Here is a 24,822-nt window from a genome sequence, read left to right as displayed (position 1 = left end):
GAAACGAAAATCCCCCTTTTACCATTAAAAAAAGATAACAGCAAGTCTAGCGTTCGCCACTTTTTCATACGGAATGTTGACAATTTTTTTGCGAGTTCTGTCTTTTACCATAATCGATACGGTAGTTCCGTCAAAATCGGTTAGTTCGCCCTCAAACTCTTTTTCTCCTTCAATCGGTTCATACGTTTTAATATACACATTTTTTCCGATCGCTCTCGTAAAATCTTTCGCGTTTTTTAACGGCCGTTCCGCCCCAGGCGAAGAAACTTCAAGGAAATAGTTATGCGGAATCGGATCGATTTTATCTAATTTTTCACTCAGTTTTTCGCTTACGATGCCGCATTGTTCGATATCGATACCGTGCTCGGAGTCAATGAAGACGCGTAAAAACCAATTTTTCCCTTCTTTTACATACTCGATATCCACTAGTTCCAAATTCATGTCGGCAAGAATTGGCGTGACTAGCTCTTCAACGATCTCTGTCACTTTTTTGCTCATTCTTTTCCTCCTAACGTAGAGAAACTGCATCGCTTCGTTATAATGAGAAAATCCCCTGCACGTTTGCGGGGAATGAAAAATAACCGGCATCCAATCAAGACGAAAGAGTGGGTTTCCCCACTCTTTGCTTACCCATTATCTTTACCAATTCCACTAAAACTATAACATATTGGAAAATATATTGCAATGGGCAAACAGAATAAAGGCCTGTTCGTCCACAATATTGCGACGCTAGTGAAAGCCGCGGGATGACAACGGCAAAACTAGAATAAAGAAAGCTGGTTATGATCTGGCAGCGAATCAAGGCAGCCGCGGCTCTCTAAATATTCAATCAGCGTTTTCGAAAGTTTTCCGCGCTGCTGCAAATCTTCTTTCGATAAAAACTCCCCTTCTTCGCGGGCGCGCACGATGTTGAGCGCTACGTTTGTGCCAAGGCCCGGGATCGCATTGAACGGCGGAATAAGCGAATTGCCGTCAATGACAAATTCCGTAGCCTGCGAACGGTAAAGATCAATATTTTTAAAGGAGAAGCCGCGTTCGCACATTTCTAGGGCGACTTCTAATACCGTCAGCAAGCTTTTTTCTTTCGCCGTTGCATTGATCCCTTTCGCATTGATTTCTTCGATACGCTTGCGAATGGCGGCAGAGCCTTTGATCATCGCGTCCAAATCAAAGTCTTCCGCTCGGACGGTAAAGTACGACGCATAGTATAAAAGCGGATGGTGCACTTTAAAATAGGCGATGCGTACCGCCATCAACACGTACGCAGTAGCGTGCGCTTTCGGGAACATATACTTAATTTTTTTGCATGATTCAATATACCATTCCGGCACGTTGTGCTTGCGCATTTCTTCCTCGAACTCCGGCGTCAGCCCTTTTCCTTTCCGCACCGATTCCATAATTTTAAAGGCAAGCGACGGCTCGAGTCCGCGGTAAATTAAATAAACCATAATGTCGTCGCGGCAGCCGATCACCTCGGAAAGCGTACACGTGCCGTTTTGGATCAGCTCTTGCGCATTGCCGAGCCAGACATCTGTTCCGTGGGAAAGGCCGGAAATTTGCACAAGCTCGGAAAAGGTTTTTGGCTTCGTTTCTTCCAACATCTGTCGGACAAAGCGCGTTCCGAACTCTGGAATGCCAATCGTACCGACGTTGCACATAATTTGTTCCGGCGTGACGCCAAGCGACTCGGTGCTGCTGAAAATTTTCATCACCTCAGGGTCATCGGTCGGAATCGTTTTTGGATCGATGCCGCTTAAATCTTGAAGCATGCGGATGACCGTCGGATCGTCGTGCCCAAGAATATCAAGTTTCAGCAAGTTATCGTGAATGGAGTGGAAATCAAAATGCGTCGTGCGCCATTCGGAACTCGTGTCATCGGCCGGATATTGAATCGGCGTGAAATCGTAAATTTCCATATAGTCGGGAACAACGATAATACCGCCTGGATGCTGCCCTGTCGTCCGTTTTACCCCGGTGCACCCCGCGGCGAGGCGGTCGATTTCCGCTCCGCGCAGCTGCAAGTTTAAATCGCTCGCATACCCTTTGACAAAACCGTATGCTGTTTTATCGGCGACCGTGCCGATCGTTCCCGCACGGTATACGTTATCTTCCCCGAACAGCACTTTCGTATAGTTATGGGCGCGCGGCTGGTATTCCCCGGAGAAGTTTAAGTCGATATCGGGAACTTTGTCGCCTTTAAAGCCAAGGAACGTTTCAAACGGAATATCATGTCCGTCTTTCTTATACTTCGTTCCGCATTTCGGACAGTTTTTATCCGGCAAATCAAATCCGGAGCCGACCGAACCGTCATTGAAAAATTCGGAGTGCTTGCAGTTCGGGCAGACGTAATGCGGCGGCAGCGGGTTGACTTCGGTAATTTCCGTCATTGTCGCCACAAACGAAGAACCGACAGACCCGCGCGAACCGACAAGATAGCCGTCATCCAGCGATTTTTTTACGAGTTTATGGGAAATGAGATAAATGACGGCAAACCCGTGTCCGATAATGCTTTTTAACTCTTTCTCCAAGCGCTGCTCAACAATTTCCGGCAGCGGATCGCCGTAAATTTCTTTGGCGCGCCGATAGCTCATTTCGCGAATTTCCTCTTCCGCTCCTTCAATGCGCGGCGTATACAGCTTATCTTTAATCGGCTTCACTTCGCCGATAAGATCAGCGATTTTTTGCGTATTCGTCACGACGATTTCTTTTGCTTTTTCCTCTCCTAAAAAGGCGAAACACTCAAGCATCTCATCGGTCGTGCGGAAATAGACGTCCGGCAGCTCATAACGGTTGAGCGGATTGGCCCCTCCTTGGGAATGAATTAAAATTTTGCGGTAAATTTTATCTTCCGGATTTAAATAATGAACGTTTCCGGTGGCAACGACAGGAATATTTAATTTTTCCCCGAGCATCACAATCTTGCGGATAATTTCCTTGATCATATTTTCATCTTTTACGTAATCCATTTCAATCAACGGTTTGTACACTTCCGGCGGATGGACTTCAAGAAAATCATAAAATTTGGCGATTTCCTCGACCTCTTCCGGCGCTTTTTGAATCATGTTATCAAACACTTCGCCTTTATCGCAGCCCGAACCGACTAAAATGCCTTCACGGTGCTGCTGCAGCACCGAACGCGGAATGCGGGGAACGCGATAAAAGTATTTGACATGCGATAACGAAACGAGCTTAAATAAATTTTTCAAGCCAATGTCATTTTGAGCAAGAAGCGTGACATGGAACGGCCGCGACAGCCGATATGATGCTTCTTCTTTCGAGTGCGCGTTTAACTCGTCATGATATAATATGCCGCGTTCCCCGGCGTCTTTTAACAGCCGCATCAACAAATATCCGGTTGCTTCCGCGTCATAAATGGCGCGGTGATGCTGGGTCAATTCAATATCAAACTTTTTACAAAGCGTGTTTAGACGGTGGTTTTTCAAGTCCGGATATAAAAAGCGCGCTAATTCGAGCGTATCGATTACTGGATTGGTCACTTTGCCAAGACCGATTTTCGAAAAACCGACGTTCAAAAAGCCGATATCGAAGCTGGCGTTATGGGCGACAAGGGTGCTGTCGCCGATCCAGTCATAAAAGCGGCGCAGCACATCTTCCACATCCGGAGCGTCTTTGAGCATCTCATCGGTGATGCCTGTCAGTTCAATCGTTGTAATGGACAGTGGATGATGCGGATTGGCGAAAGAAGTAAAACGGTCGATGATTTCGCCATCTTTTACTTTCACAGCGGCAAGCTCGATAATCGTGTTATAGACGGCCGACAGCCCCGTCGTTTCCACGTCAAAAACGACGTACGTGTCCTCCGAAAGCAAACGGTGCGCCTCATTGTAAGCGATCGGTACGCCGTCATCAACAATGTTTGCCTCCACGCCGTATAACACTTTCATATCGTATTTTTTCGCGGCGCTGTATGCTTCTGGAAACGATTGGACAACAGCGTGATCGGTCACGGCGATCGCCGGATGACCCCATTTTTTTGCCTGCTCAATCAGTTTTGTCACGGATGTGACGGCATCCATTTGGCTCATCGGCGTGTGCAAGTGAAGCTCTACCCGCTTTTCTCCTTCCGGCGCCGTATCTTGCCGCTCTTTTGCTTTTATTTCGTTAATATCGTTGGCGATGATGACAAGATCGCGGACGAACGTATCGTTTTGCACGCTTCCTCTTACTTTTACCCACATGCCTTTTTTGACATCGGCCATCAGTTCGGCATCTTCTTTATCACGGGAAAACATTTTCACTAAAATCGAGTTCGTATAATCGGTTATTTTTAGTGTTAATAACGTCCGTCCGCTTTTTAATTCGCTCATTTCTACGTCAAAGACATATCCTTGCACGACAACGCGCCGCTCTTCTTCGACGATGCTGTCCAGCGTACGGACTTCCTCGTCCTCTCTGATTGGATAGCCGATCACAAGCGGACCTGCCGGCACATCCGCCGCCTTTTCTGCATTCGCCTCTTTCGTCATCTCTGCAAGCGCTGCTAAAGCGCGCTCAGCATCTTCTTGCTGCTTTTGCGCTAAAAATTGCTCCATTTCTTTTTCCGGCTGCTTTACTTCCGTTTCAAGCTGCAATAACGGAAAGCCAAACGACTGATACACTTCCGCTATTTTTCTCGCAAAGCGACGTTTTACCGCGAGCGCTTCTGCTTCATTGCGGACGATAACAAATAGTTTATTCCCTTTCACCGTTGGAAATTGGTCGTAAAGCCACGATAAAAGCGGGGAAACTCCTTCTTGCAATTCTTTTAGGCAATGTTGCCAATAGCCGCGGACATCCGCTTCCGTAAAGTGCGGATCTACGGTTTGGATCGTATATTTTACGTTTGCGATATGATGAAACGCCTGAACTAATTTTTCCGTAAACAGCTCATACACTTGGAATGGCAAAATTTTCGGAAGCTGGAAGTAAAAATGCCAGCATTTTTGTTCCTTCTCCACTACTAGTTTGAGAATGCCCGCTTCGCGAAAATAAGGCGCGAATTCGTCAGACGTCAATTGCAACTGCTGCAACAATATTTGAAATCGTTCTTTTTGTTCTTTCGTTAACATGACGTCGATCCTTTCTCCTCTCAACGAAATTACCTGTCTCTTTCTATCATAACAAAAGGGCTGTCGGAAAAGTACCTTATCTACTTTTCACCAGCACAGCCCTTGTCCATTTTCTCTCGTTTGTCACTTTAGCAGGCGGCGAATCGTATCAATGAGTTCATTCACCGATACTTCCATCGCTTCGCCAGTTTGCCGCACTTTTACTTCAACGATTCCTTCACTCGCCCGTTTTCCAACCGTCACTCGAATCGGAATGCCAATTAAATCGCTGTCGGCAAATTTGACGCCGGCGCGTTCCGGACGGTCATCATATAACACTTCCAAACCAGCTTGTCCTAACTTTTCGTACCATTCATCGGCAAGCTGGCGTTGCTCTTCATTTTTTGCATTGACCGAAATAAGATGAACGTCAAACGGTGCTACGGCCGCTGGCCAGACAAGACCATTTTCGTCGGCAAACTGTTCGGCAATCGCCGCCACGAGCCGCGAAACGCCGATGCCATAGCAGCCCATAATCATCGTTTGCGAACGTCCATATTCGTCCAAGTAAACCGCATTCATCGCTTCGCTGTAACGCGTGCCTAATTTAAACACATGACCGACTTCAATGCCGCGGGCAAAGCGGATCGTTCCTTTTCCATCCGGCGACGGATCCCCTTCCTGAATAAAACGCAAATCGGCATATTGGGATACGGTAAAGTCACGTTCTGGATTTACGCCGACATAATGGTATCCTGCTTCATTTGCCCCACATACACCGTTGACAATCGCTTTTACCGCATGATCGGCAACGACGACAACAGATTCGCTCACACCGATTGGACCGAGCGAACCGACCTCACAGTTCATTACTTGCTTCGTTTCTTCTGGTGTTGCCAGCTCTACGACCGAGGCGTCAAATAAGTTTTTCACTTTGACGTCATTGGCCTCATGATCGCCGCGGACAAGCACGAGTACGTAGCGGTCATCCACTTTAAAAAGCAGCGATTTGATGCATTTTTCCGGCGTCACTTGCAAATAGGAAGCTACTTCTTCTATTGTTTTCTGCCCTGGCGTATGCACTTTTTCCAAATCGCGAAGCGGCTCATCACTTTTTTCGTATGTAGTAATAACTGGTGCCATTTCGATATTTGCCGCGTAATCAGAGGCGTCGGAATAGGCAATCGTATCTTCGCCGATATCCGATAATACCATAAATTCATGCGTATCTTTTCCGCCGATCGCTCCCGAGTCGGCAATGACGGCGCGGAAATTTAAGCCACAGCGACGGAAAATATTAGAATACGCTTCATACATTTTATTGTATGTTTCATCTAAACTTTCTTGCGATGTATGGAACGAATAAGCGTCTTTCATAATAAATTCACGGCCGCGTAGCAATCCAAAGCGCGGGCGTTTTTCATCGCGGAATTTTACTTGAATTTGATAAAGGGTAAGCGGCAGGCGCTTATATGTTTTTACTTCATCGCGCACGAGCGCCGTGATCATTTCCTCATGTGTCGGTCCGAGCGCAAAATCGCGTTCATGGCGATCCTTCAGGCGCATCAGCTCCGGGCCGTAGGAATACCAACGTCCGGACTGCTGCCATAATTCCGCTGGCTGCAACGCCGGCATAAGCAATTCGATCGCTCCGGCGCGGTTCATTTCTTCGCGAATAATCGCTTCTACTTTTTGCAGCACGCGCTGCCCGAGCGGCAAAAATGTATATACGCCACTGGCGCTTTGCCGGATAAATCCGGCGCGCAACAGAAGCTGGTGGCTTTTTACTTCCGCATCTGCCGGCACTTCTCGCAATGTTGGAATAAACGATTGACTTTGTCTCATCTTCTCGCAACCCCTTTTTCTCTATCTCTTTTGTTTTCCGGAAAGAAGGGAAAACAGGTCCCTTCTTTCACTCGCTTTTATAAGAAAAATTTTTGAATATCGTTCCATGTAACGACTAGCATTAACAACATAAGAAGCGCAAAACCGATAAAATGAACCATTCCTTCTTTTTGGCGGTCAATCGGCTTGCCGCGCAACGCTTCAATGGCGAAAAAGAGCAAGCGGCCGCCATCGAGCGCAGGAAGCGGCAGCAAATTGACAATGCCTAGGTTGATGCTTAAAATCGCTCCCCATTTCATTAAATAATAAATTCCCGACTGTGCGACCTTTCCGGTCGAAACGGCAATGCCGACCGGTCCTGACAGCATATCGAGCTTAAACTGGCCGGTCACTAGCTGCCCAAGGCCGCCAAGGATTTCTTTTGTCCAATAATATGTCTCCAGCATGCCTTGCTTTAATGAGCCAAACACCGATTTTTCCATCGGTCCGTACACGCCGATCAGGCCGATCGTCTCTCCCTGCACTTTTTTGGCCTCCGGTATGACCGTAACATCCATTACTTTCCCATCGCGCTGTATTTTAAACAGCAGCTTTTCTTCCGGATGGGAGCGGATAATATTGACGATTTGCGTCCATGTCTTCATTGGCTCGCCATCAATCGAAAGCACGATATCTCCTTGCCGAAGACCGGCTTCTTTTGCGGCGCCTTCTTTTGTCAGTTCACCGATGATCGGCTTGTCAACCGGATATCCTTGCAGCAAACCAATGATCAAAAATACGGCAAAGGCGAGTACAAAATTCATCAGCGGCCCCGCTAAAATCGTCATTGTCCGCTGTCCTAACGTCTTTGCCACAAATTGGCGATGATAAGGGGCGATTTGAATTTCTTGATGGTCAACAACAAAGAAAGCAGGCTCGTTTACCGAAAAACGTTCCAACTTTTCTTCGTTTTGATCGACATAGCCGGTAATATACATGCGATGCTCTAAATCCGCTTCCTCGACTTCAATCATTCTCGCATTCGGGTACTCGTCTTTATGATTGATAATAATTTTATTGACATTGCCATTACGGTCGAGCTCTAAACCGACCACTTGTCCCGGCTTCACTTCAATCACTTCCGGATCTTCGCCGGCCATGCGGACAAAACCGCCTAACGGAAGCAGACGAACCGTATAGACGGTTTCGTTTTTCTTAAAGGAGAATACTTTCGGGCCGAAACCGATGGCAAACTCACGGCATAAAATCCCTGCCCGCTTTGCGAATATCAAATGGCCAAGCTCATGGAAAAACACTAACGCACCAAAAATAACAATAAATGCAATGATTGGTTCCAATGTTTCAACCACCTTTTTTATAGTAGTGACTGAACGTATTTGCGCGTTTCCGCATCAATTTGCCGAATCTCCTCAAGCGACGGTTTTTGGACAAATTCATGCCGCTCCAGCGCACGTTCGATACATTCTTCAATAGCAAGAAATTCAATACGGCCGGCAAGAAAAGCGGCAACCGCTTCTTCATTGGCAGCATTCAATACCGTCGGCAGCGAACCGCCCCTCTTTCCTGCTTCGTAAGCCAAGTGCAGGCAACGATAACGCGCAAAGTCAATCCGTTCAAAATGCAGCGTACTTATTTCCGCCAAGTCAAGCGGTTTGACGCTATTTAGCGGCAAACGTTTCGGGTATGTTAATGCGTATTGAATCGGCACGCGCATATCCGGTGTGCCAAGCTGGGCGATGATGCTTGTATCGCGAAATTGAATGAGCGAATGAATGACGCTTTCCCGATGTAATAATACATCAATCTGCTCATAAGGCAATGCAAAAAGCCAATGCGCCTCAATTACTTCCAACCCTTTATTCATCATGGTTGCCGAATCAATCGTAATTTTTGCCCCCATCGACCAATTCGGATGGCGCAGCGCCTCTTCAACCGTTACATGTTTTAGCTCTTCCCGCGTCTTGTCACGAAAACTGCCGCCGGACGCCGTTAAAATAATTTTTTCGATATGCTCCCGTTTTTCTCCTTGCAGGCATTGGAAAATGGCTGAATGTTCACTGTCTACCGGCAACAAAGGAACGCCTTGTTTTTTCGCCGCTTCTGTCACAATATGTCCGGCCGTCACAAGCGTTTCCTTGTTTGCGAGCGCAATCGTTTTGCCTGCTTCAATCGCTTTTAGTGTCGGCACAAGCCCAACGCTGCCGACGACAGCCGTTACAACGATATTGGTTTTCGGGAAAACAGCCGCTTCTATTAGTCCTTCTTCCCCATAAATGATTTTTATTTTGCCGGCGTATTCGCTGCGCAGTTTATCGTACGCATCCCGATCGGCGACAGCAACGAGGCGGGGTGCAAACTCTTCAATTATCGCCCGTGCCATATCGACATTTTTCCCAATGGAAGCCGCCGCTAGCTGAAATTCATCTGGATGGGAGCGAATAACATCTAACGTCTGCGTGCCAATCGAACCACTCGCCCCCAATATACTAATATATTTCAATGTCTTCACTCCTAACTCCCTTATAGCGCTACGCTGATAAAAAAGTATAAAATCGGCAAAATAAATAATAAACTATCAAAACGGTCTAAAATTCCGCCGTGACCGGGCAAAATATTTCCTGAGTCTTTCACGCCGTAATGCCGTTTAAAGGCCGACTCAACTAAATCCCCCAGCTGCCCGAAGATAGAAAGAACGATGGTTATCACCAGCACAAAGCCGATGCTGTCAAACAGATTTGTTGTCCATTGGTAAACAACGGCGACGAGGGCGGCGCAAACGACTCCGCCGATCGACCCTTCTACCGTCTTATTCGGGCTGATTTCCGGCCAAAGTTTGCGTTTTCCAAAGGCACGCCCGATAAAATATGCCCCGATATCGGTTGCCCATATGATAAATAAGGCATACACGATATACGCTAAACCGACGGAACGGATTGTAATGAAATAATAAAATCCGCACCCTACATAGAGGATGGATAAAATGATAAACCCTGCTTCATCAAAGGTAAAAGCGTTTTTCGTTACTACCGTATACACCAGTAAAAGAAGGGAGGCCAATAATAAGAATCCGAGTTTGGTTCCATGGAATGTGGCCAGCTCCTTTTCATATTGCTGCGGCATAAGCAGCAGCCATAAAACGACAAAGCCGATCATCCCTTCAGGAGAAACGACGCGCAGGCGTTTCATGCGCAATAATTCAAACAGCCCGATCGTCGCTAATATATATGTTACTATTATAAACGGAAATCCGCCAAAAATAACAACCGGCAAAAATAAAGCGGCGGCAATTACTCCGGTAATAATTCGCTGCTTCATCGTGCTGAAACTCCTCCAAAACGGCGATCGCGCTTTTGAAAGGCAGCAATCGCTTCTAATAAATGTTGCTCGGTAAAATCCGGCCATAGGACATCGGTAAACCAAAATTCCGTATAGGCAAGCTGCCATAGCATAAAATTGCTTAACCGTATTTCGCCGCTTGTGCGAATGAGTAAATCTGGATCAACCAAATCTTTTGTCATTAAGTAAGAGGATATTAATTCTTCCGTAATTGCTTCCGGTGCAAGTTTCCCTTTTTGCACTTCCTTCGCAATCTGCTGCATCGCGCATGTAATTTCCGCGCGGCTCCCATAGTTTAAAGCGAAATTGAGAATAAGCCCTGTATTTTCCTTTGTTTCGCAAATCGCTTTTTCCACCGCTCTGCGGGTATGTTCAGGAAGCTGCTCCGTATGGCCCATAACCCGCACTTTTACATTTTCTTCAACCAATTCAGGAAGAAATGTCGTTAAAAACTGTTCCGGAAGCTTCATTAAATAATCCACTTCGCTTTTTGGCCGCTTCCAATTCTCTGTTGAAAAAGCATATAACGATAATATTTGAATGCCGAGTTCATTGGCAAAACGAGTAATTTTACGAACGACTTGCATCCCTTCGTAGTGGCCGACCGCTCGCGGCAGCGCCCGTTTTTTTGCCCATCTCCCGTTTCCGTCCATAATGATGGCGACATGTTTTGGGATCGGATTTCGCAGTATTTCTTCTTTTGTGTAGCTATCGGGTGAAAAAAATTCTTCCCCTTTATTTTTTCGGATTTTATTAAACATACTAGTCCTCCGCAGAAAATTTTTTACGATTCATCATATAGAGTGCTGAAACGACAATGATTGCCATTGTTCGATTTTTGCCTTTTCATTAATAGCAAAAAAACCTCCATAAACATAGAGGGTTTTTTTCCTTGGTTTGCTTATACTTCCATTACTTCTTTTTCTTTTTCTTTTGTAATGGCATCAATTTTAGCAATATGATCATCGGTAAGCTCTTGAATATCGTCTGTATAGCCGCGCAATTCATCTTCAGTAATTTCGCCGTTTTTCTCGAGCTTTTTCAATTCATCGTTCGCATCGCGGCGGATGTTGCGCACCGCGACTTTGGCGTCTTCTGAATATTTTTTCACCAGCTTCACCAGCTCGCGGCGCCGTTCTTCCGTCAGCGGCGGAATGACGATGCGAATGACCGATCCATCGTTAGATGGCGTCAGCCCTAAATCGGAAGCTAAGATCGCTTTTTCCATCTCTTTAATCACCGATTTGTCATAAGGCTGAATCACCAATAAACGAGCTTCCGGCACGCTGATGCTCGCAAGCTGGTTAATTGGCGTTTCCACACCATAATAATCAACCGTCACTTTTTCAAGCAAACTAGGATTTGCTCTCCCTGCGCGAATCGTCGCTAGCTCACGGCTAAACGCTTGCACCGCTTTATCCATTTTTTCTTTCGCGTTCTTAATCACATGTTGTGCCATCCTTATTTCCCCCTTACGATTGTTCCGATATTTTCACCTAAAACCGCACGTTTAATATTTCCTTCTTCGGTAATGGAAAAAACGATCAACGGAATATCGTTGTCCATGCATAGCGAAGAAGCGGTAGAATCCATGACGCCTAAACCTTGTTTAATGACATCTAAATACGATAATTCCTCATATTTCACCGCGTTGGAGTCTATTTTTGGATCCGCGCTATAGACCCCATCCACATTGTTTTTGGCCATTAAAATGACATCTGCTTCAATTTCCGCCGCGCGCAATGCAGCCGTCGTATCTGTTGAAAAATATGGATTTCCGGTTCCAGCCGCAAAAATGACAACACGTTTTTTCTCGAGATGGCGGATCGCTCTTCTTCGTATATAAGGTTCCGCTACTTGCCGCATCTCAATCGACGTTTGCACCCGTGTTTCCACCCCGAGATTTTCCAGACTGTCCTGAAGCGCCAGCGAGTTCATGACGGTGGCAAGCATTCCCATATAGTCCGCAGTGGCACGGTCCATTCCCATTTCGCTTCCCGTTTTTCCACGCCATATATTGCCGCCGCCAACAACAATAGCAATTTCCACGCCGAGCTCTGCTACTTCTTTCACTTGCTTGGCGATGGATTGAATAACCGCAGGGTTAATGCCAAATCCTTGTTCGCCGGCTAACGCTTCACCGCTTAACTTTAAGACAATGCGTTTATACTTTGGTTTTTCCATGTCAAACCTCCATGCAGCTAATTAGGAAAAACAATGATCATCATTCACAGAAAGAGAGAAAAACGGCTTTCTGATTTTTAAAAATAGGGAACACGGTGTGTGTTCCCTGTTGTTTTCCTTCATTGCTTTCTTACTTGGTTCATTACTTCTTCGGCAAAGTTATCTTGACGTTTTTCGATGCCTTCGCCGACTTCATAACGGACGAATTGTTTTACCGTTGCACCGTTCGATTCAACATATTGGCGTACTTTTACATCCGGATTTTTTACAAACGCTTGTTCTAGCAAGCAAACATCTTCATAAAATTTATTTAAACGGCCTTCTACCATTTTTTCCACGATATGTTCTGGTTTTCCTTCATTCAATGCTTGCTGTTTCAACACTTCGCGTTCATGTTGTACTTCTTCTTGCGGCACTTGGTCACGCGAAACGTATTTCGGATGCAATGCGGCGATGTGCATCGCTACATCTTTCGCCACTTCTTGGTTTGCCGTACCTGCTAATAATGTTAATACGCCGATGCGGCCTCCCATGTGCAAGTACGCACCGAAAACGTCATTATCTCCTTTTTCCATAATTTCAAAGCGGCGCAGCGTGATTTTTTCACCGATTTTAGCGATCGCTCCATTAATATGATCTTGAACGGTAGCTCCGTTGTCCATTGTTTGCCCAAGCGCTTCTTCCAGCGTAGCCGGCTTATGTTTTAACAAATGAGCGGCAAGCTCTTTTACTAACGTTTGGAACGCTTCGTTTTTCGCCACAAAATCTGTTTCTGAGTTCACTTCTAAAATAACGGCAGTGTTGCCATCTGTTTCAATAAGCGTTGTTCCTTCTGCCGCGATGCGGTCCGCTTTTTTCGCCGCTTTAGCGATCCCTTTTTCGCGAAGCCAATCAATCGCTTTGTCCATGTCGCCGTTTGTTTCCATCAGTGCTTTTTTGCAGTCCATCATTCCCGCGCCTGTTTTTTCGCGCAGTTCTTTTACCATTTGTGCTGTAATCGCCATCAAAAAAATCCTCCTTTAAAATCACATGTATGTATCGTTTAAACAAAATTCGCAAAGCAAATTTTGTTTTTTCCCGTATTCATTAGTATAGCCAAGAAGAGAGATTTTCTGTCTCAAAAAAAGGTGATAAAAGGCTTTCCCCTCTTATCACCTTTGTAAACCAATTACTCGGCAGCAACGACTGCTTCTTCGCCTTGTTTTGCTTCTAACACCGCATCAGCAATTTTCGAAGTAAGAAGTTTTACCGCACGAATCGCATCGTCGTTTGCCGGAATGACATAGTCGATTTCATCCGGGTCGCAGTTTGTGTCAACGATACCGATGATCGGAATGTTCAATTTGCGCGCTTCCGCAACTGCGATGCGTTCTTTGCGCGGGTCGATGACAAACAAAGCGTCCGGCAGTTCTTTCATGTCTTTAATGCCGCCTAAAAATTTCTCTAAACGTTCTTGCTCTTTCTTTAAGCGGATGACTTCTTTTTTTGGAAGCACATCAAAGATGCCGTCTTCCGCCATTTTTTCAATTTCTCTTAAACGCTTAATGCGTTTTTGAATCGTGGCAAAGTTTGTTAACGTACCGCCTAGCCAGCGTTGGTTGACATAAAACATGCCACAGCGTTCCGCTTCTTCTTTTACCGATTCTTGCGCTTGTTTTTTCGTACCGACAAACAAAATTTTACCGCCATTTGCTGCTAATTCTTTCACAAAGTTGTATGCTTCTTCTACTTTTTTGACGGTTTTTTGCAAATCGATAATATAAATGCCGTTGCGTTCTGTGAAAATATATTTTTTCATTTTTGGGTTCCAACGGCGAGTTTGATGTCCAAAATGAACACCAGCTTCAAGCAATTGTTTCATCGAAATGACTGACATGTTGGTTCCTCCTATATTTGGTTTTTATTCCTCCGCCCATGTCATCCTTAAGCAAGACTGACGACGTCACGTCAGCACCGTTGCTTAAATCAATGGACGTGTGTATTCACACCATGTAAAAATATATCACAACTGCCGATGACAAATCAAGCAATTATTGGCCTACTTTTGGTGGAATTTTAACAATAGCTCAATTTCCGTTTTTCCTTTATGGAGAATTTTGGCGATTTCTTCAATCGTTTTTCCTTGTTCGTAAAGCTGCCAAGCGTGATCGGCAAGAGAAAGAGCCGGTTGTTGACGTATATCTATAATGTCTTTTATCTCATCGATGTTTGGAAAATAGCTAGGGAGCGCTTCCGTTTCTGTTTCTTCGTTTGGCGCCGCTGTTTCGTTCCCTTCCGCCCGCGTCTTTGCGCTGTCTGCTGGCGGCGAATGATCCGGCCGGGAGCGGTTTGACAATATTGCCGCCAGCTCCGCTAAGAAGCGCTCGTTTTCTTCCTTCCACTCCAATAAATAAGTGGAAAAGGTTTGCTCCATCTCTTCCGTCATTTGCCGGTGCTGCTTTTCGACTTCTTTTACCTTCGCTAATCGCAAATAAAGCAAAATAATGATCCACAAGGAAAGCGCATGAAGAAGAAAACTAATCGTGAGTAAAAATGCAAGCATGGTTTTCCACTATCCTTTAATGTCAATCGTTTTTCCTTTATACGGATGCATATTGCCGCCATGTTGTTTGCGGCCGATATTGGCGCTCGTTCGCTTTTCGGTTACTTGCTTCCGCGCCCGCGCGTCTTGCCTTTTTGTCGCTTCCGCAAGCTGGGATTGCACCATTTGCGGGTGTTGATGCAACACATTTTGCATGTTCCCGGCTTCATATGTTTTCGGGAGAGCGATTTGCAGCTCCGCCAGTTTCATATCCATACCATCCACTTCCTTTCCCGTTTAAAGCGCTGCTTCTAAAATTTTACGCAACTTAAAAATCGCTTTGGAATGCAGCTGGGAAATTCTTGAGGTAGAAAGCCCTAAAATTTCGCCAATTTCCGTAAATGTCAGCTCTTCTTTATAAAATAAACTAATCACAAGCTGCTCCTTTTCACTAAGCTGCTCAATCACTTCCGCCAGTTTTTCGTACATCTCCTGTTTGATGACTTCTTCTTCCGGAGATGGCGTTTTTTCATCGCGAATGGCCAAAAGCGCCGTTTCTTCCTCCTCGTCCGTCATGACATGTTGAAAAGATAACACGTTGGCGAAAAAATCCTCGTTTACTACCGTATATACTTCTTCTTCTGTCATTCCTAATTCAGCAGCGACTTCTTTTGCTGTCACGGAGCGCATATACCGCTGCTCAAGCTTTTCGACCGTTTCCTCAATTTTTTTCGCCTTTTCTCTTATGCTGCGCGGAAGCCAATCCTCTTTGCGCAGTCCGTCCAAAATGGCGCCGCGAATGCGAAAGGAGGCATACGTATCAAACTTTAAGTCGCGGGAGGGATCAAATTTTTCCAAAGCATCATAAAGACCAATTAGCCCGAGGCTGACTAATTCCTGTTTGTTAATATTTTTCGGCAACGACACAGCGATTCGCTGCACATGATAATGAACAAGCGGCATATATAGTTGTACGAGCTTATCTCCAGCTTGCGGATCGCGATGCTCTACCCAACTATCCCAATATTTCCGTTCTTCGTTCACTAACACATGTGCCATATTATTCCACCCCGTTTATTGAAAATGCCGCTGTTTCCTTTGTTATATTTCTTTGATCCCATGATTAACGGTACGAATGGACAGCATTCCTGTCTGCGGATTGAACTCAATCGTTCTGCCGCTGCTGCCGCCGACATCTTCGGCAACGATTGGAATGCGAAAACGGTTTAACTGCCATTTTACCGCTTCGACATTTCTCGCCCCAATCCGCATCATGTCGCTGCTTTGCGAAGGGAAGGAAAACATTTGCGCCCCGCCGGCTATTTTTGCCTTTAACATTCCTTTTCTTCCCCCTGCCTCTAGAACAAGCTTGATGAGCGCCTCCACCGCTGTGTCGGCATATTTAGCCGGATTCATTATTTTCGATCTTGCCAGCGAGGAATCCGGAAGCATTACATGCGCTAACCCAGCCACTTCTTTCATCACGTCAAAAATGACAACGCCGACACACGACCCCAATCCAGAGGTGCGGATTAAATTTGGTGCGCGCACCACATTCATATCAGCAATGCCGACTTTTACGATATGAATCGTTTCGCTCATGGAAGCTCCACACCCAACGATCGAAAAATGGAGATGAACGAATCTGGATCAGGGAGCAGAAAGAAATGCCCATTGACGCTATCTTCCGGACGTCGCTCATCATATACTGCGGTGTCAATCAAAATGGCATAATCGCCGACGCGGGACAATTCAAGCAGCCCATATTGCAAAATTGCTCCAATCATATCGACGGTAAGCATTGGGACGGACGGATAAAGCGCTAACTGGGTAAAGTCTGCCAACGCAGAAAGATAGGAACCGGCAAGGATATTTCCTAGTTCTTGTAATGCTGATTGTCCTAATTCAGTCGGATGCTCGTGAAACGAAAATGTTTCGTCACCGGTCATCTGACGGATAAAGCGTTCCGCCTGCTCGAGCGACAATACGAAAAACATATTTCCCGGCGCGTCTCCTTCAATGCGCAAATATATGCACGCTACGACTTGCTCGGCCCCGCCAATCAGTTCCATGATTTCATCAAATGCAGCAATTTGTACATGCGGAACCGCCATTTCGATTTTTTTATTTAATAGCTTGGACAGGGCCGTTGCCGCATTTCCCGCCCCGATATTGCCGATTTCTTTTAAAATATCAATATGAGTGCCGTTGAGTTTGTGAATATCATCCATAAAGCAGTAGCTCCTCTCCAGTAATGCGGAAAATGAAAGGAAAACGACCTTACTTCTCTAATACTTTTTCTAAATTCAATAGGATCAACAGTCTTCTGCCAACTTTGGCAACTCCATGAATATAATCAACTTCCACTGCTCCAATCGCTTCCGGCGGCGGTTCCACGCTTGATGCTGGGATATCGAGCACATCATTGGCTGCGTCGACGATGAGCCCGACTTCCATATCTTCAATGGATACGATAATAATTCGCGTCTGTTCAGAGTACGGAACAGACGGAAAACCAAATCGCTCCCGTAAGTCAATAATCGGCGTGACGACGCCGCGTAAATTAATCACTCCTTTGACATAATGCGCCGTACGCGGAACGCGGGTAATATGCTGGATTTTTTCAATAGAGCGAACATATTGAACCGGGAGGGCATATTCTTCATCTTTTAGCCGAAAAGCAATGACTTTCCATTCAGTTCCTTGCATCACCGTCATGGCACGCTTCCCCTTCCAAATAAACGAATTATTTAATTAACGCATTGCAGTCAATAATGAGCGCTACTTGGCCGTCACCTAATATCGTTGCGCCGGAAATTGCAAAGACGGAGGTTAAATAGTTTCCTAATGACTTTAACACGACTTCCTGCTGCCCAATAAACGAATCGACAACAAGTCCTGCCATTTTTTCCCCTTTGCGAACGATCACCACGGAAATGGCTTCCTCTTCCTCCGCTGCTGCGGGCACTTCAAAAATGTCTTTTAAAAATACGAGCGGGACTACTTTTCCGCGGAAATCAATCACTTGTTGGTTGTACGCATGCAAAATATCTTCTTTTTTAATAATGGCGGTTTCAATAATCGACGATAACGGAATGGCGTATTTTTCTTGCTGAATTTCTACGAGCAATACAGAAATAATCGATAATGTCAACGGCAATTGAATCGAAAAAATCGATCCTTTTCCTTCCTCCGAATCTACCGTCACCGTACCGCCAAGCGACTCAATTGTGCTTTTGACGACGTCGAGTCCGACCCCACGTCCGGAAATATCGGAAATATGATCGGCGGTCGAAAAACCAGGCGCAAAAATCAGTTCATATACTTGCTTATCCGTTAAATTGGCGATGCCTTGCTGGGAAATAATTCCGCGATCGAGCGCTTTTTGCAACACTTTCTCCCGCCGAATGCCGGCGCCATCATCTTCAATTTCAATGAACACATGATTGCCGCTATGGTATGCTTTTAACTTTACAGTCCCTTCTTCCGGCTTGCCGCTTGCCCGGCGTACATCCGGTGTTTCAATGCCGTGATCAATCGCATTGCGGAGAAGATGAACGAGCGGATCGCCAATTTCATCAATGACGGTGCGGTCAAGCTCGGTTTCCGCCCCGATGATTTCCAAGTTTACTTTTTTTCCCAATTCGCGCGCCAATTGCCGTACCATGCGTGGAAAACGGTTGAACACGGTTTCTACCGGAACCATGCGCATGTTTAAAATAATCGTTTGCAAATCGCTGGAAATGCGCGACATTCGTTCGACTGTTTCGTTTAATTCAGGGTGGTTCAATTCGCGGGCAATTTGTTCTAACCGCCCGCGGTCAATGACGAGCTCCTCAAATAAATTCATTAAAATATCGAGCCGTTCAATATTGACGCGAATCGTTTTATTCGCTGCCGCCGTTTGTTTCACAACTGTATTTTTCTCCGGTGTTTTCTCTCTCTTCTCTTGAACGGTCGCCGCTTGCTGTTCGAGCGCCGCTTCATGTGCGGCTTGTGCAACGCCCGTTTCCTTCTGCTTATCCATATCGAGCGGTACAACGTCTACTTCTTCCACTTCAGAAACTTTCATCAGCCGCTCATATAATTGTTCTGCGGATTGTTTCGTCACCACCGCCAGCAGAAATTCTTGATCAAATTGCTCCTCTTCGAGCATCTCGACAGGGGGAGTCGATTTAATCACTTCGCCAGCCTCGTTTAATGCCTCAAAAATCATATAAACACGCGCGGATTTTAACAAACAGTCTGCCCGTAATTTCACGCGGATTTCATAGACGGAAAAGCCTTGCTCTTTGGCCTGCTGCAGCACATTATGTTCAAACTCCCCGTATGTTTGCGCAAGCGGTACAGAAGAAGTATTGGATGATTGTTCCGCTAAAGAGGCGGGAACTTCTCCTTGTTCAATCCGCTTTAACTGCTCCACCACTTCTTTTACGTCGCGTTTGCCGTCACCGCCTGCGGCAATCGACATAATCATCGCTTCTAAATGGTCGACTGCCTGAAATACAACATCCAATATTTCCGAGGTGACGGAAATTTTATGGTTGCGAATGCCGTCGAGCACATTTTCCATCTGATGGGTTAAATTAGCCAAATCTTCAAATCCCATCGTCGCTGACATTCCTTTTAACGTATGGGCAGAACGGAAAATTTCATTGACGATCTCCATATTTTCCGGTGCTTTTTCCAATTCCAGCAACTGTTCATTGATGGCTTGCAAATGCTCTTTGCTTTCGTCAATGAATACCTCTAAATATTGGCTCATATCCATTTCCTCTTCCCCCTTATCCTTCCACATATTTCATAATGGCTTCGGCGATCTCTTCTAAAGGCACGATAGCATCGACGACATTCGCTTGAATCGCTGCTTTCGGCATTCCAAACACAACCGCCGTCTCCTGCGCTTCGGCGATGACTTTCGTGCCGGCGCTTTCTTTTAGCTTTTTTAATCCCGCTGTTCCGTCTGACCCCATCCCTGTCATAATGACGGCTATTTTTTCGTAATCCGTTACGGTACTGAGCGATTCAAACAACACATCGACGGACGGACGGTGGCCGTTTCGCGGCTGCGACTGTTCGAGACGGGCCGTCAGTGTCCCTTTCGCTTCATGAACTAATAAATGGCAACCGCCAGGCGCAATATATGCCGTGCCGTTTTGCAACGTTTCCCCATCCTCTGCCTCTTTCACCGTTATAGACGAAAGCGCATCAAGCCGTTGCGCTAACGATTTCGTAAATCCTTTCGGCATATGTTGGACAATGACGATCGGCGCCTCAATCGTTGCCGGCAATTTGGTCAGTACATGTTGCAATGCGCGCGGCCCTCCTGTCGAGGTGCCGATGCCGACAATTTTTTTGCGCTGGGACGCCTGCTGGGAAAATGGATTTAGAAGCTGATTGGTAGCGATCCCGGTTGATTGGCTGCTTTTTGAAATGGCTCGTACGTTGGCGTGGTTCGCAAGCAGCACTTTCCTGATAAGCTCCTCCTTTACTTTATATAGATCGAGCGAAATCGAGCCGGATGGCTTTGCCACAAAATCAACGGCTCCGTGTTGCATAGCGGAGATCGTATGTTCCGCTCCTTCTGTCGTCATGCTTGATACCATGACAACCGGAAGCGGATGTTCCCGCATGATCTGCTTGAGCGTCTCAATCCCGTTCATCACCGGCATTTCCACGTCTAGCGTCACGACGTCGGGGTGCAGCTTGGGAATCTTTTCTAACGCTTCTTTCCCGTTTCTCGCCATTCCTACTACTTCGATATGTGGATTTTCCGAAAGGAAATCGGCGATTATTTTTCGCATAAAAGCGGAATCATCGACGACAAGCACTTTCACTTTATCCATGTGTTTTTCTCTACCTTTCTAGCAGAAAGTGGCGCAGTCTTGCAAAAAAGTTAAATGGCTTTGGATGTTTTTCCCGCCCGGTGATGCCGGCCGCTAAATAACGGTCCACCAGCGTATGCATGGCGCGGCTCGCTTTAGCAGCAGGATCAAACAGCAAAAACGGTATTTGTCTTGCTACTGCTTTCGTAACGGCACGGTCTTCCGGCAGCACTCCCAAAGATATGACCTCTTTATGCAGAAATTGTTTGGCTACCTGTTTCAACCGCTCTAGCGTCTCGCGTCCTTCCTTGTCCGTCTGAGCACGGTTTACAATGAGGTAAAGCGGAATCTCCTTTTCCTGCATATGCACATATTTCATCATCGCATACGCATCGGTAATAGCTGTCGGCTCAGGGGTGGTGACAACAAAAATTTCATGAACCGCCTTTAACAGATAAAGGCGATCTTCCGAAATGCCTGCCCCCATATCAAAAAGAAGATAGTCATATTGTACGGATAGCGATTGCAACTCCTTTAAAAAATAATCGACTTTTTCCTCGTCCATCGTAAAAATGTTTGTCAACCCCGTCCCGCCCGCGATAAAGGAAACGTTGTCCGGACCCGTTTTAATCAGCTCTCGCAGTGGAAGCCGTCTATCGAACAAGTCAATGATCGTCAACGGTGACGACTGTCCTAGTAAAATATCGATGTTTCCCATTCCAATATCCATGTCAAGCAATAATACCCGAAAGCCTCGCCTTGATAACATGATAGAAAAATTGAGAGAAAGATTCGATTTGCCAACCCCGCCTTTTCCGCTCGTAATGGCAATCGTTTTCGTGATTCGTTCCGGTACATTTTGCCTGTTTAACCGCAATCGCAAGTTTTCTGCCTGATCTCTCATCTTCCTTCGACCCCAAACAGCATGTTTATCATTTGTTCCGGCGACGCTTCGCTAATATCGTCCGGCACATTTTGGCCGTTGGTTACATAAGCCGCCCCTATTATACTCCATCATTAAATTAAACATTGCCCCGTAGCAAGACGTTTCATCCAGCTTCGTAAAAATAAAACGGTCAATCGGAACGAGCGCAAACTGTTCGTAGATCGTTTTCATATCTTCGTATTTTGCCGTGAGGGCAAAGACGAGAAACGTCTCCATTTCTTCATTAAAATCAATCACGTTTCGCAAATCTTTTACATATTGCGGATTGCGGAAATTCCGCCCTGCCGTATCAATAAAGACGAGATCGCGGTCGGACAATTTTTTCTTCGCCTCTTGAAAATCTTGCAAATTATAGCAAACTTCCAACGGTACGTTTAAAATTTTGGCGTACGTTTTCAATTGATCGATAGCCGCAATTCGATATGTGTCGGTCGTAATAAATGCGATGTTTTTTCCGTACTCCAAAACGCAACGGGCTGCGATTTTCGCGAGCGTTGTCGTTTTGCCTACACCGGTTGGTCCGACGACATTAATATATTTTTTTTGCAGTGAAATTCCTCCAAATGGAACGGATGTTAACGCTTCTTTCACGATTTCTTTGGCCCAGGCAATCACTTGTTTTTCCGACGCCTCTCCTCCATGGATGTACCATTTTTCCAATAAAGCGGCCATGATATCTTGCATAAACGGTGCGGAAATGCCTTGGCTTTCAAGCCGGCGCTGCACCTCGCCAAGCGGCGCCGGATAGAGGGCCGCAGCATTGGCAGAAAGCTGCTTTACCATCGCTTTCAGCTCTTTTAACTCTTGAAGCAGCTCCTGATTTTCTCCTCCTGTTTTTCCTTTAGAAAGCGAGGAAGAAAAGGAAATTTCCTCTCTTTTTCGCTCCGTTTTCGGACGAACCGACTGTGGGTCGACCGCGGCGATGACTTCGATATTTTTTTTCGTAAACAGCCCCAAAAATCCGCCTTTATGAACGACCTTAGAGTTTAAAATAACCGCATCGCTTCCGAGCTCGGCACGAATCATTTTCATTGCTTCCGACATCGACGGCGCAACAAATTTTTTTACTTTCATTCGATATCCACCATCCCAATGCTTTGAACTTCGACATTCGCTTCCAGTTCATTGTAAGACAAAACCGGCAAGTTTGGAAAATACCGTTCCGTCAATTGCCGCACATACATGCGCACAGCCGGGGAACATAGCAAAATCGGTGTTTGATTGGCAAATACGTGTTGTTCGAGCTGTGCGGCAATCGCCTCAATGATCGACTGCGACACCGCCGGATCGAGCGACAAGTAACTGCCATGCTCGGTCTGTTGCACCGCTTCGGCAACGGTTTTTTCCACTTTTCCGGATAGCGTAATCACTCTTAGCGGCTCGCCCGGAATCACATATTGGCTTGTAATTTGCCGCGCCAGCGCCTGCCGTACGTACTCCGCCAATATATCCGTATCCGTTGTCACGCGGGCAAAATCGGCCAGCGTTTCAAAAATAAGCGGCAGATTGCGGATGGACACTTTTTCCTTCAGCAGTTTGGCCAACACTTTTTGCACTTCTCCGACGGAAAGCGGGTTTGGTGTCACTTCTTCCACCAATACCGGATACGACTCTTTTAAATGATCGATAAGCTGCTTCGTTTCCTGGCGCCCTAGCAATTCATGTGCATGGTTTTTCAGCACTTCGGTAATATGGGTGGAAACGACCGATGGCGGATCCACAACCGTATACCCTAGCATTTCTGCTCTATCTTTCATCTCCTCCGAAATCCATTTCGCAGGAAGTCCGAAAGCCGGCTCTACCGTATCGATTCCCTCGATAGAGTCATCTTCGATTCCCGGACTCATCGCTAAATAATGATCTAAGAGCAGCTCGCCGCGCGCTACTTCATCGCCTTTAATTTTTAGACGATACTCATTCGGCTGCAGTTGAATATTATCGCGGATGCGGACAACCGGAATCACGAGCCCGAGCTCAAGGGCAAGTTGGCGGCGGATCATGACGATGCGGTCGAGCAAATCGCCGCCTTGTTTGGTGTCAGCAAGCGGAATGAGCGCATAGCCAAACTCAAACTCAATCGGATCGACATGCAGCAGGCTAATGACGCTTTCTGGACTTTTTAATTCATCCATTTCCGTTTCTTCCTTCTCTTCCTGCGAAGGTGCCGCTTCTTTGTGCGACTCCTGCATGGAGAAGCGGTATCCTCCGAGCGCAAGCAATCCAGCGATCGGAATCGTCAGCACGTCATTAATCGGCGTAAACAACCCTAACAAGAAAATCGTTCCCGCTGTAACGTATAGCATTTTCGGAAAGGCAAACAGCTGTTTCATAATGTCGCCGCCAAGGTTGCTGTCAGATGCTGCTCTTGTCACGACAATGCCGGTAGCGGTCGAAATTAACAATGCCGGAATTTGACTGACGATTCCGTCACCAACCGTCAACAACGTGTAGCGCTGCGCTGCTTCGGAAACGCTAAGCCCTTGCTGGACAACGCCGATGACCATGCCGAAAAGCATGTTAATCACGACGATGATCATCGCGGCAATCGCATCGCCTTTTACAAATTTGCTCGCCCCATCCATCGCGCCGTAAAAGTCCGCTTCTCTCGCTATTTTTTCCCGGCGTTGCCGCGCCTCTTGTTCGGAAATCATCCCCGCGTTTAAATCCGCATCAATGCTCATTTGCTTACCCGGCATCGCATCGAGCGTAAAGCGGGCCGCCACTTCTGATACACGTTCCGCCCCTTTGGTGATCACGATAAACTGAATGATGATTAAAATTAAAAACACAACAAAGCCAACGACAACGTTGCCGCCGACAACGAACGTTCCGAACGTTTCCACGACGCCGCCTGCTTCCCCTTTGCTTAAAATCGACCGGGTGGTAGAAACGTTTAGCCCTAACCGAAATAGCGTGAGCAACAGCAAAAGAGAAGGGAAAATGGAAAATTGCAGCGGCTCTTTCATATTCATCGACGTAAGGAGAACTAACAGCGCAAGCGAAATATTGATGATGATCAATACGCTTAAAAGCCATGTCGGTAGCGGGATGATCAACATTGCGACAATGAGGACGACCATTAATAATACCGATAAATCTCTTGCTTGCATAAAGTTC

At 46.2% G+C, this 24,822-nt stretch carries 21 protein-coding genes and 1 pseudogene; all 22 read right to left on the bottom strand.

Annotated features, from left to right (window positions below; genetic code table 11):
* Window positions 1–24 precede the first annotated feature (24 nt).
* The 22 genes and pseudogenes from rimP to flhA all read right to left on the bottom strand — a co-directional run bounded on the left by rimP (window position 25) and on the right by flhA (window position 24,815).
* On the bottom strand, window positions 25–498 hold the full coding sequence (gene rimP / locus BDD39_RS04220) for a ribosome maturation factor RimP (RefSeq protein WP_166908423.1): 474 nt from the start codon (window positions 496–498) through the stop codon (window positions 25–27).
* A 263-nt stretch (window positions 499–761) separates the two neighbouring features.
* Window positions 762–5,069, bottom strand: a complete 4,308-nt coding sequence (locus BDD39_RS04215; RefSeq protein WP_166908421.1) for a PolC-type DNA polymerase III — start codon at window positions 5,067–5,069, stop codon at window positions 762–764.
* A gap of 123 nt (window positions 5,070–5,192) precedes the next feature.
* On the bottom strand, window positions 5,193–6,893 hold the full coding sequence (locus BDD39_RS04210; protein WP_166908419.1) for a proline--tRNA ligase: 1,701 nt from the start codon (window positions 6,891–6,893) through the stop codon (window positions 5,193–5,195).
* 77 nt (window positions 6,894–6,970) lie between these two features.
* Window positions 6,971–8,230 carry an RIP metalloprotease RseP gene (gene rseP / locus BDD39_RS04205; RefSeq protein WP_166908417.1) on the bottom strand — a complete coding sequence of 420 codons (1,260 nt, stop codon included), beginning with the start codon at window positions 8,228–8,230 and terminating at the stop codon, window positions 6,971–6,973.
* A 17-nt stretch (window positions 8,231–8,247) separates the two neighbouring features.
* Window positions 8,248–9,393 carry a 1-deoxy-D-xylulose-5-phosphate reductoisomerase gene (gene dxr / locus BDD39_RS04200; RefSeq protein WP_166908415.1) on the bottom strand — a complete coding sequence of 382 codons (1,146 nt, stop codon included), beginning with the start codon at window positions 9,391–9,393 and terminating at the stop codon, window positions 8,248–8,250.
* Between the two features lie 20 nt (window positions 9,394–9,413).
* Window positions 9,414–10,208, bottom strand: a complete 795-nt coding sequence (locus BDD39_RS04195) for a phosphatidate cytidylyltransferase (protein ID WP_166908413.1) — start codon at window positions 10,206–10,208, stop codon at window positions 9,414–9,416.
* On the bottom strand, window positions 10,205–10,990 hold the full coding sequence (locus tag BDD39_RS04190; protein ID WP_166908411.1) for an isoprenyl transferase: 786 nt from the start codon (window positions 10,988–10,990) through the stop codon (window positions 10,205–10,207). The genes BDD39_RS04195 and BDD39_RS04190 overlap by 4 nt, the downstream gene beginning before the upstream one ends.
* Before the next feature lie 140 nt (window positions 10,991–11,130).
* Window positions 11,131–11,688 carry a ribosome recycling factor gene (gene frr, locus BDD39_RS04185; protein WP_166908409.1) on the bottom strand — a complete coding sequence of 186 codons (558 nt, stop codon included), beginning with the start codon at window positions 11,686–11,688 and terminating at the stop codon, window positions 11,131–11,133.
* Window positions 11,689–11,690: 2 nt separating this feature from the next.
* Complete coding sequence (pyrH, locus tag BDD39_RS04180) at window positions 11,691–12,413, bottom strand: UMP kinase (RefSeq protein WP_166908407.1); 723 nt, start codon at window positions 12,411–12,413, stop codon at window positions 11,691–11,693.
* A gap of 119 nt (window positions 12,414–12,532) precedes the next feature.
* Window positions 12,533–13,417: a translation elongation factor Ts gene (gene tsf, locus BDD39_RS04175; protein ID WP_166908405.1), complete on the bottom strand. Its 885-nt coding sequence runs from the start codon at window positions 13,415–13,417 to the stop codon at window positions 12,533–12,535.
* Window positions 13,418–13,581: 164 nt separating this feature from the next.
* Window positions 13,582–14,289 (bottom strand): 30S ribosomal protein S2, encoded by a 708-nt coding sequence (gene rpsB, locus BDD39_RS04170; RefSeq protein WP_166908403.1) that lies wholly within the window; start codon window positions 14,287–14,289, stop codon window positions 13,582–13,584.
* Window positions 14,290–14,451: 162 nt separating this feature from the next.
* Complete coding sequence (locus tag BDD39_RS04165) at window positions 14,452–14,955, bottom strand: hypothetical protein (RefSeq protein WP_166908401.1); 504 nt, start codon at window positions 14,953–14,955, stop codon at window positions 14,452–14,454.
* A gap of 9 nt (window positions 14,956–14,964) precedes the next feature.
* A complete protein-coding gene (locus BDD39_RS04160; protein WP_166908399.1) occupies window positions 14,965–15,210 on the bottom strand; it encodes a hypothetical protein in 246 nt (81 codons plus the stop codon).
* Between the two features lie 21 nt (window positions 15,211–15,231).
* Entirely contained in the window at window positions 15,232–15,993 is a 762-nt protein-coding gene (locus BDD39_RS04155; RefSeq protein WP_166908397.1) for a FliA/WhiG family RNA polymerase sigma factor, read from the bottom strand.
* 42 nt (window positions 15,994–16,035) lie between these two features.
* On the bottom strand, window positions 16,036–16,536 hold the full coding sequence (locus BDD39_RS04150; RefSeq protein WP_166908394.1) for a chemotaxis protein CheD: 501 nt from the start codon (window positions 16,534–16,536) through the stop codon (window positions 16,036–16,038).
* Window positions 16,533–17,165, bottom strand: a complete 633-nt coding sequence (locus BDD39_RS04145) for a chemotaxis protein CheC (protein ID WP_166908391.1) — start codon at window positions 17,163–17,165, stop codon at window positions 16,533–16,535. The genes BDD39_RS04150 and BDD39_RS04145 overlap by 4 nt, the downstream gene beginning before the upstream one ends.
* 49 nt (window positions 17,166–17,214) lie before the next feature.
* Complete coding sequence (locus BDD39_RS04140; RefSeq protein ID WP_166908388.1) at window positions 17,215–17,652, bottom strand: chemotaxis protein CheW; 438 nt, start codon at window positions 17,650–17,652, stop codon at window positions 17,215–17,217.
* A 28-nt stretch (window positions 17,653–17,680) separates the two neighbouring features.
* Window positions 17,681–19,705 carry a chemotaxis protein CheA gene (locus BDD39_RS04135; protein ID WP_166908385.1) on the bottom strand — a complete coding sequence of 675 codons (2,025 nt, stop codon included), beginning with the start codon at window positions 19,703–19,705 and terminating at the stop codon, window positions 17,681–17,683.
* A 13-nt stretch (window positions 19,706–19,718) separates the two neighbouring features.
* Window positions 19,719–20,780: a protein-glutamate methylesterase/protein-glutamine glutaminase gene (locus BDD39_RS04130; protein ID WP_166908383.1), complete on the bottom strand. Its 1,062-nt coding sequence runs from the start codon at window positions 20,778–20,780 to the stop codon at window positions 19,719–19,721.
* A 10-nt stretch (window positions 20,781–20,790) separates the two neighbouring features.
* Complete coding sequence (locus BDD39_RS04125) at window positions 20,791–21,663, bottom strand: MinD/ParA family protein (RefSeq protein ID WP_166908380.1); 873 nt, start codon at window positions 21,661–21,663, stop codon at window positions 20,791–20,793.
* Window positions 21,660–22,779, bottom strand: a pseudogene (gene flhF, locus BDD39_RS04120) (flagellar biosynthesis GTPase FlhF). Before flhF ends, BDD39_RS04125 begins: the two are co-directional and overlap by 4 nt.
* Entirely contained in the window at window positions 22,776–24,815 is a 2,040-nt protein-coding gene (gene flhA / locus BDD39_RS04115; RefSeq protein WP_166908378.1) for a flagellar biosynthesis protein FlhA, read from the bottom strand. Before flhA ends, flhF begins: the two are co-directional and overlap by 4 nt.
* Window positions 24,816–24,822 lie beyond the last annotated feature (7 nt).

This window comes from Saccharococcus thermophilus (assembly GCF_011761475.1).
In the GTDB taxonomy this organism is placed as follows: Bacteria; Bacillota; Bacilli; order Bacillales; family Anoxybacillaceae; genus Saccharococcus; species Saccharococcus thermophilus.
This window is presented reverse-complemented; position numbering and strand designations above follow the sequence as displayed.

Bases quoted from the DNA above. Each gene is read 5' to 3' on its own strand.
- BDD39_RS04160 (WP_166908399.1), bottom strand. From the start codon at position 15,210: ATGGATATGAAACTGGCGGAGCTGCAAATCGCTCTCCCGAAAACATAT.
- BDD39_RS04155 (WP_166908397.1), bottom strand. From the start codon at position 15,993: ATGGCACATGTGTTAGTGAACGAAGAACGGAAATATTGGGATAGTTGG.
- tsf (WP_166908405.1), bottom strand. From the start codon at position 13,417: ATGGCGATTACAGCACAAATGGTAAAAGAACTGCGCGAAAAAACAGGC.
- BDD39_RS04195 (WP_166908413.1), bottom strand. From the start codon at position 10,208: ATGAAGCAGCGAATTATTACCGGAGTAATTGCCGCCGCTTTATTTTTG.
- BDD39_RS04140 (WP_166908388.1), bottom strand. From the start codon at position 17,652: ATGACGGTGATGCAAGGAACTGAATGGAAAGTCATTGCTTTTCGGCTA.
- BDD39_RS04190 (WP_166908411.1), bottom strand. From the start codon at position 10,990: ATGTTTAATAAAATCCGAAAAAATAAAGGGGAAGAATTTTTTTCACCC.
- BDD39_RS04215 (WP_166908421.1), bottom strand. From the start codon at position 5,069: ATGTTAACGAAAGAACAAAAAGAACGATTTCAAATATTGTTGCAGCAG.
- BDD39_RS04130 (WP_166908383.1), bottom strand. From the start codon at position 20,780: ATGGATAAAGTGAAAGTGCTTGTCGTCGATGATTCCGCTTTTATGCGA.
- BDD39_RS04135 (WP_166908385.1), bottom strand. From the start codon at position 19,705: ATGGATATGAGCCAATATTTAGAGGTATTCATTGACGAAAGCAAAGAG.
- flhA (WP_166908378.1), bottom strand. From the start codon at position 24,815: ATGCAAGCAAGAGATTTATCGGTATTATTAATGGTCGTCCTCATTGTC.
- BDD39_RS04145 (WP_166908391.1), bottom strand. From the start codon at position 17,165: ATGGATGATATTCACAAACTCAACGGCACTCATATTGATATTTTAAAA.
- rimP (WP_166908423.1), bottom strand. From the start codon at position 498: ATGAGCAAAAAAGTGACAGAGATCGTTGAAGAGCTAGTCACGCCAATT.
- pyrH (WP_166908407.1), bottom strand. From the start codon at position 12,413: ATGGAAAAACCAAAGTATAAACGCATTGTCTTAAAGTTAAGCGGTGAA.
- rpsB (WP_166908403.1), bottom strand. From the start codon at position 14,289: ATGTCAGTCATTTCGATGAAACAATTGCTTGAAGCTGGTGTTCATTTT.
- BDD39_RS04165 (WP_166908401.1), bottom strand. From the start codon at position 14,955: ATGCTTGCATTTTTACTCACGATTAGTTTTCTTCTTCATGCGCTTTCC.
- BDD39_RS04150 (WP_166908394.1), bottom strand. From the start codon at position 16,536: ATGAGCGAAACGATTCATATCGTAAAAGTCGGCATTGCTGATATGAAT.
- BDD39_RS04210 (WP_166908419.1), bottom strand. From the start codon at position 6,893: ATGAGACAAAGTCAATCGTTTATTCCAACATTGCGAGAAGTGCCGGCA.
- frr (WP_166908409.1), bottom strand. From the start codon at position 11,688: ATGGCACAACATGTGATTAAGAACGCGAAAGAAAAAATGGATAAAGCG.
- BDD39_RS04125 (WP_166908380.1), bottom strand. From the start codon at position 21,663: ATGAGAGATCAGGCAGAAAACTTGCGATTGCGGTTAAACAGGCAAAAT.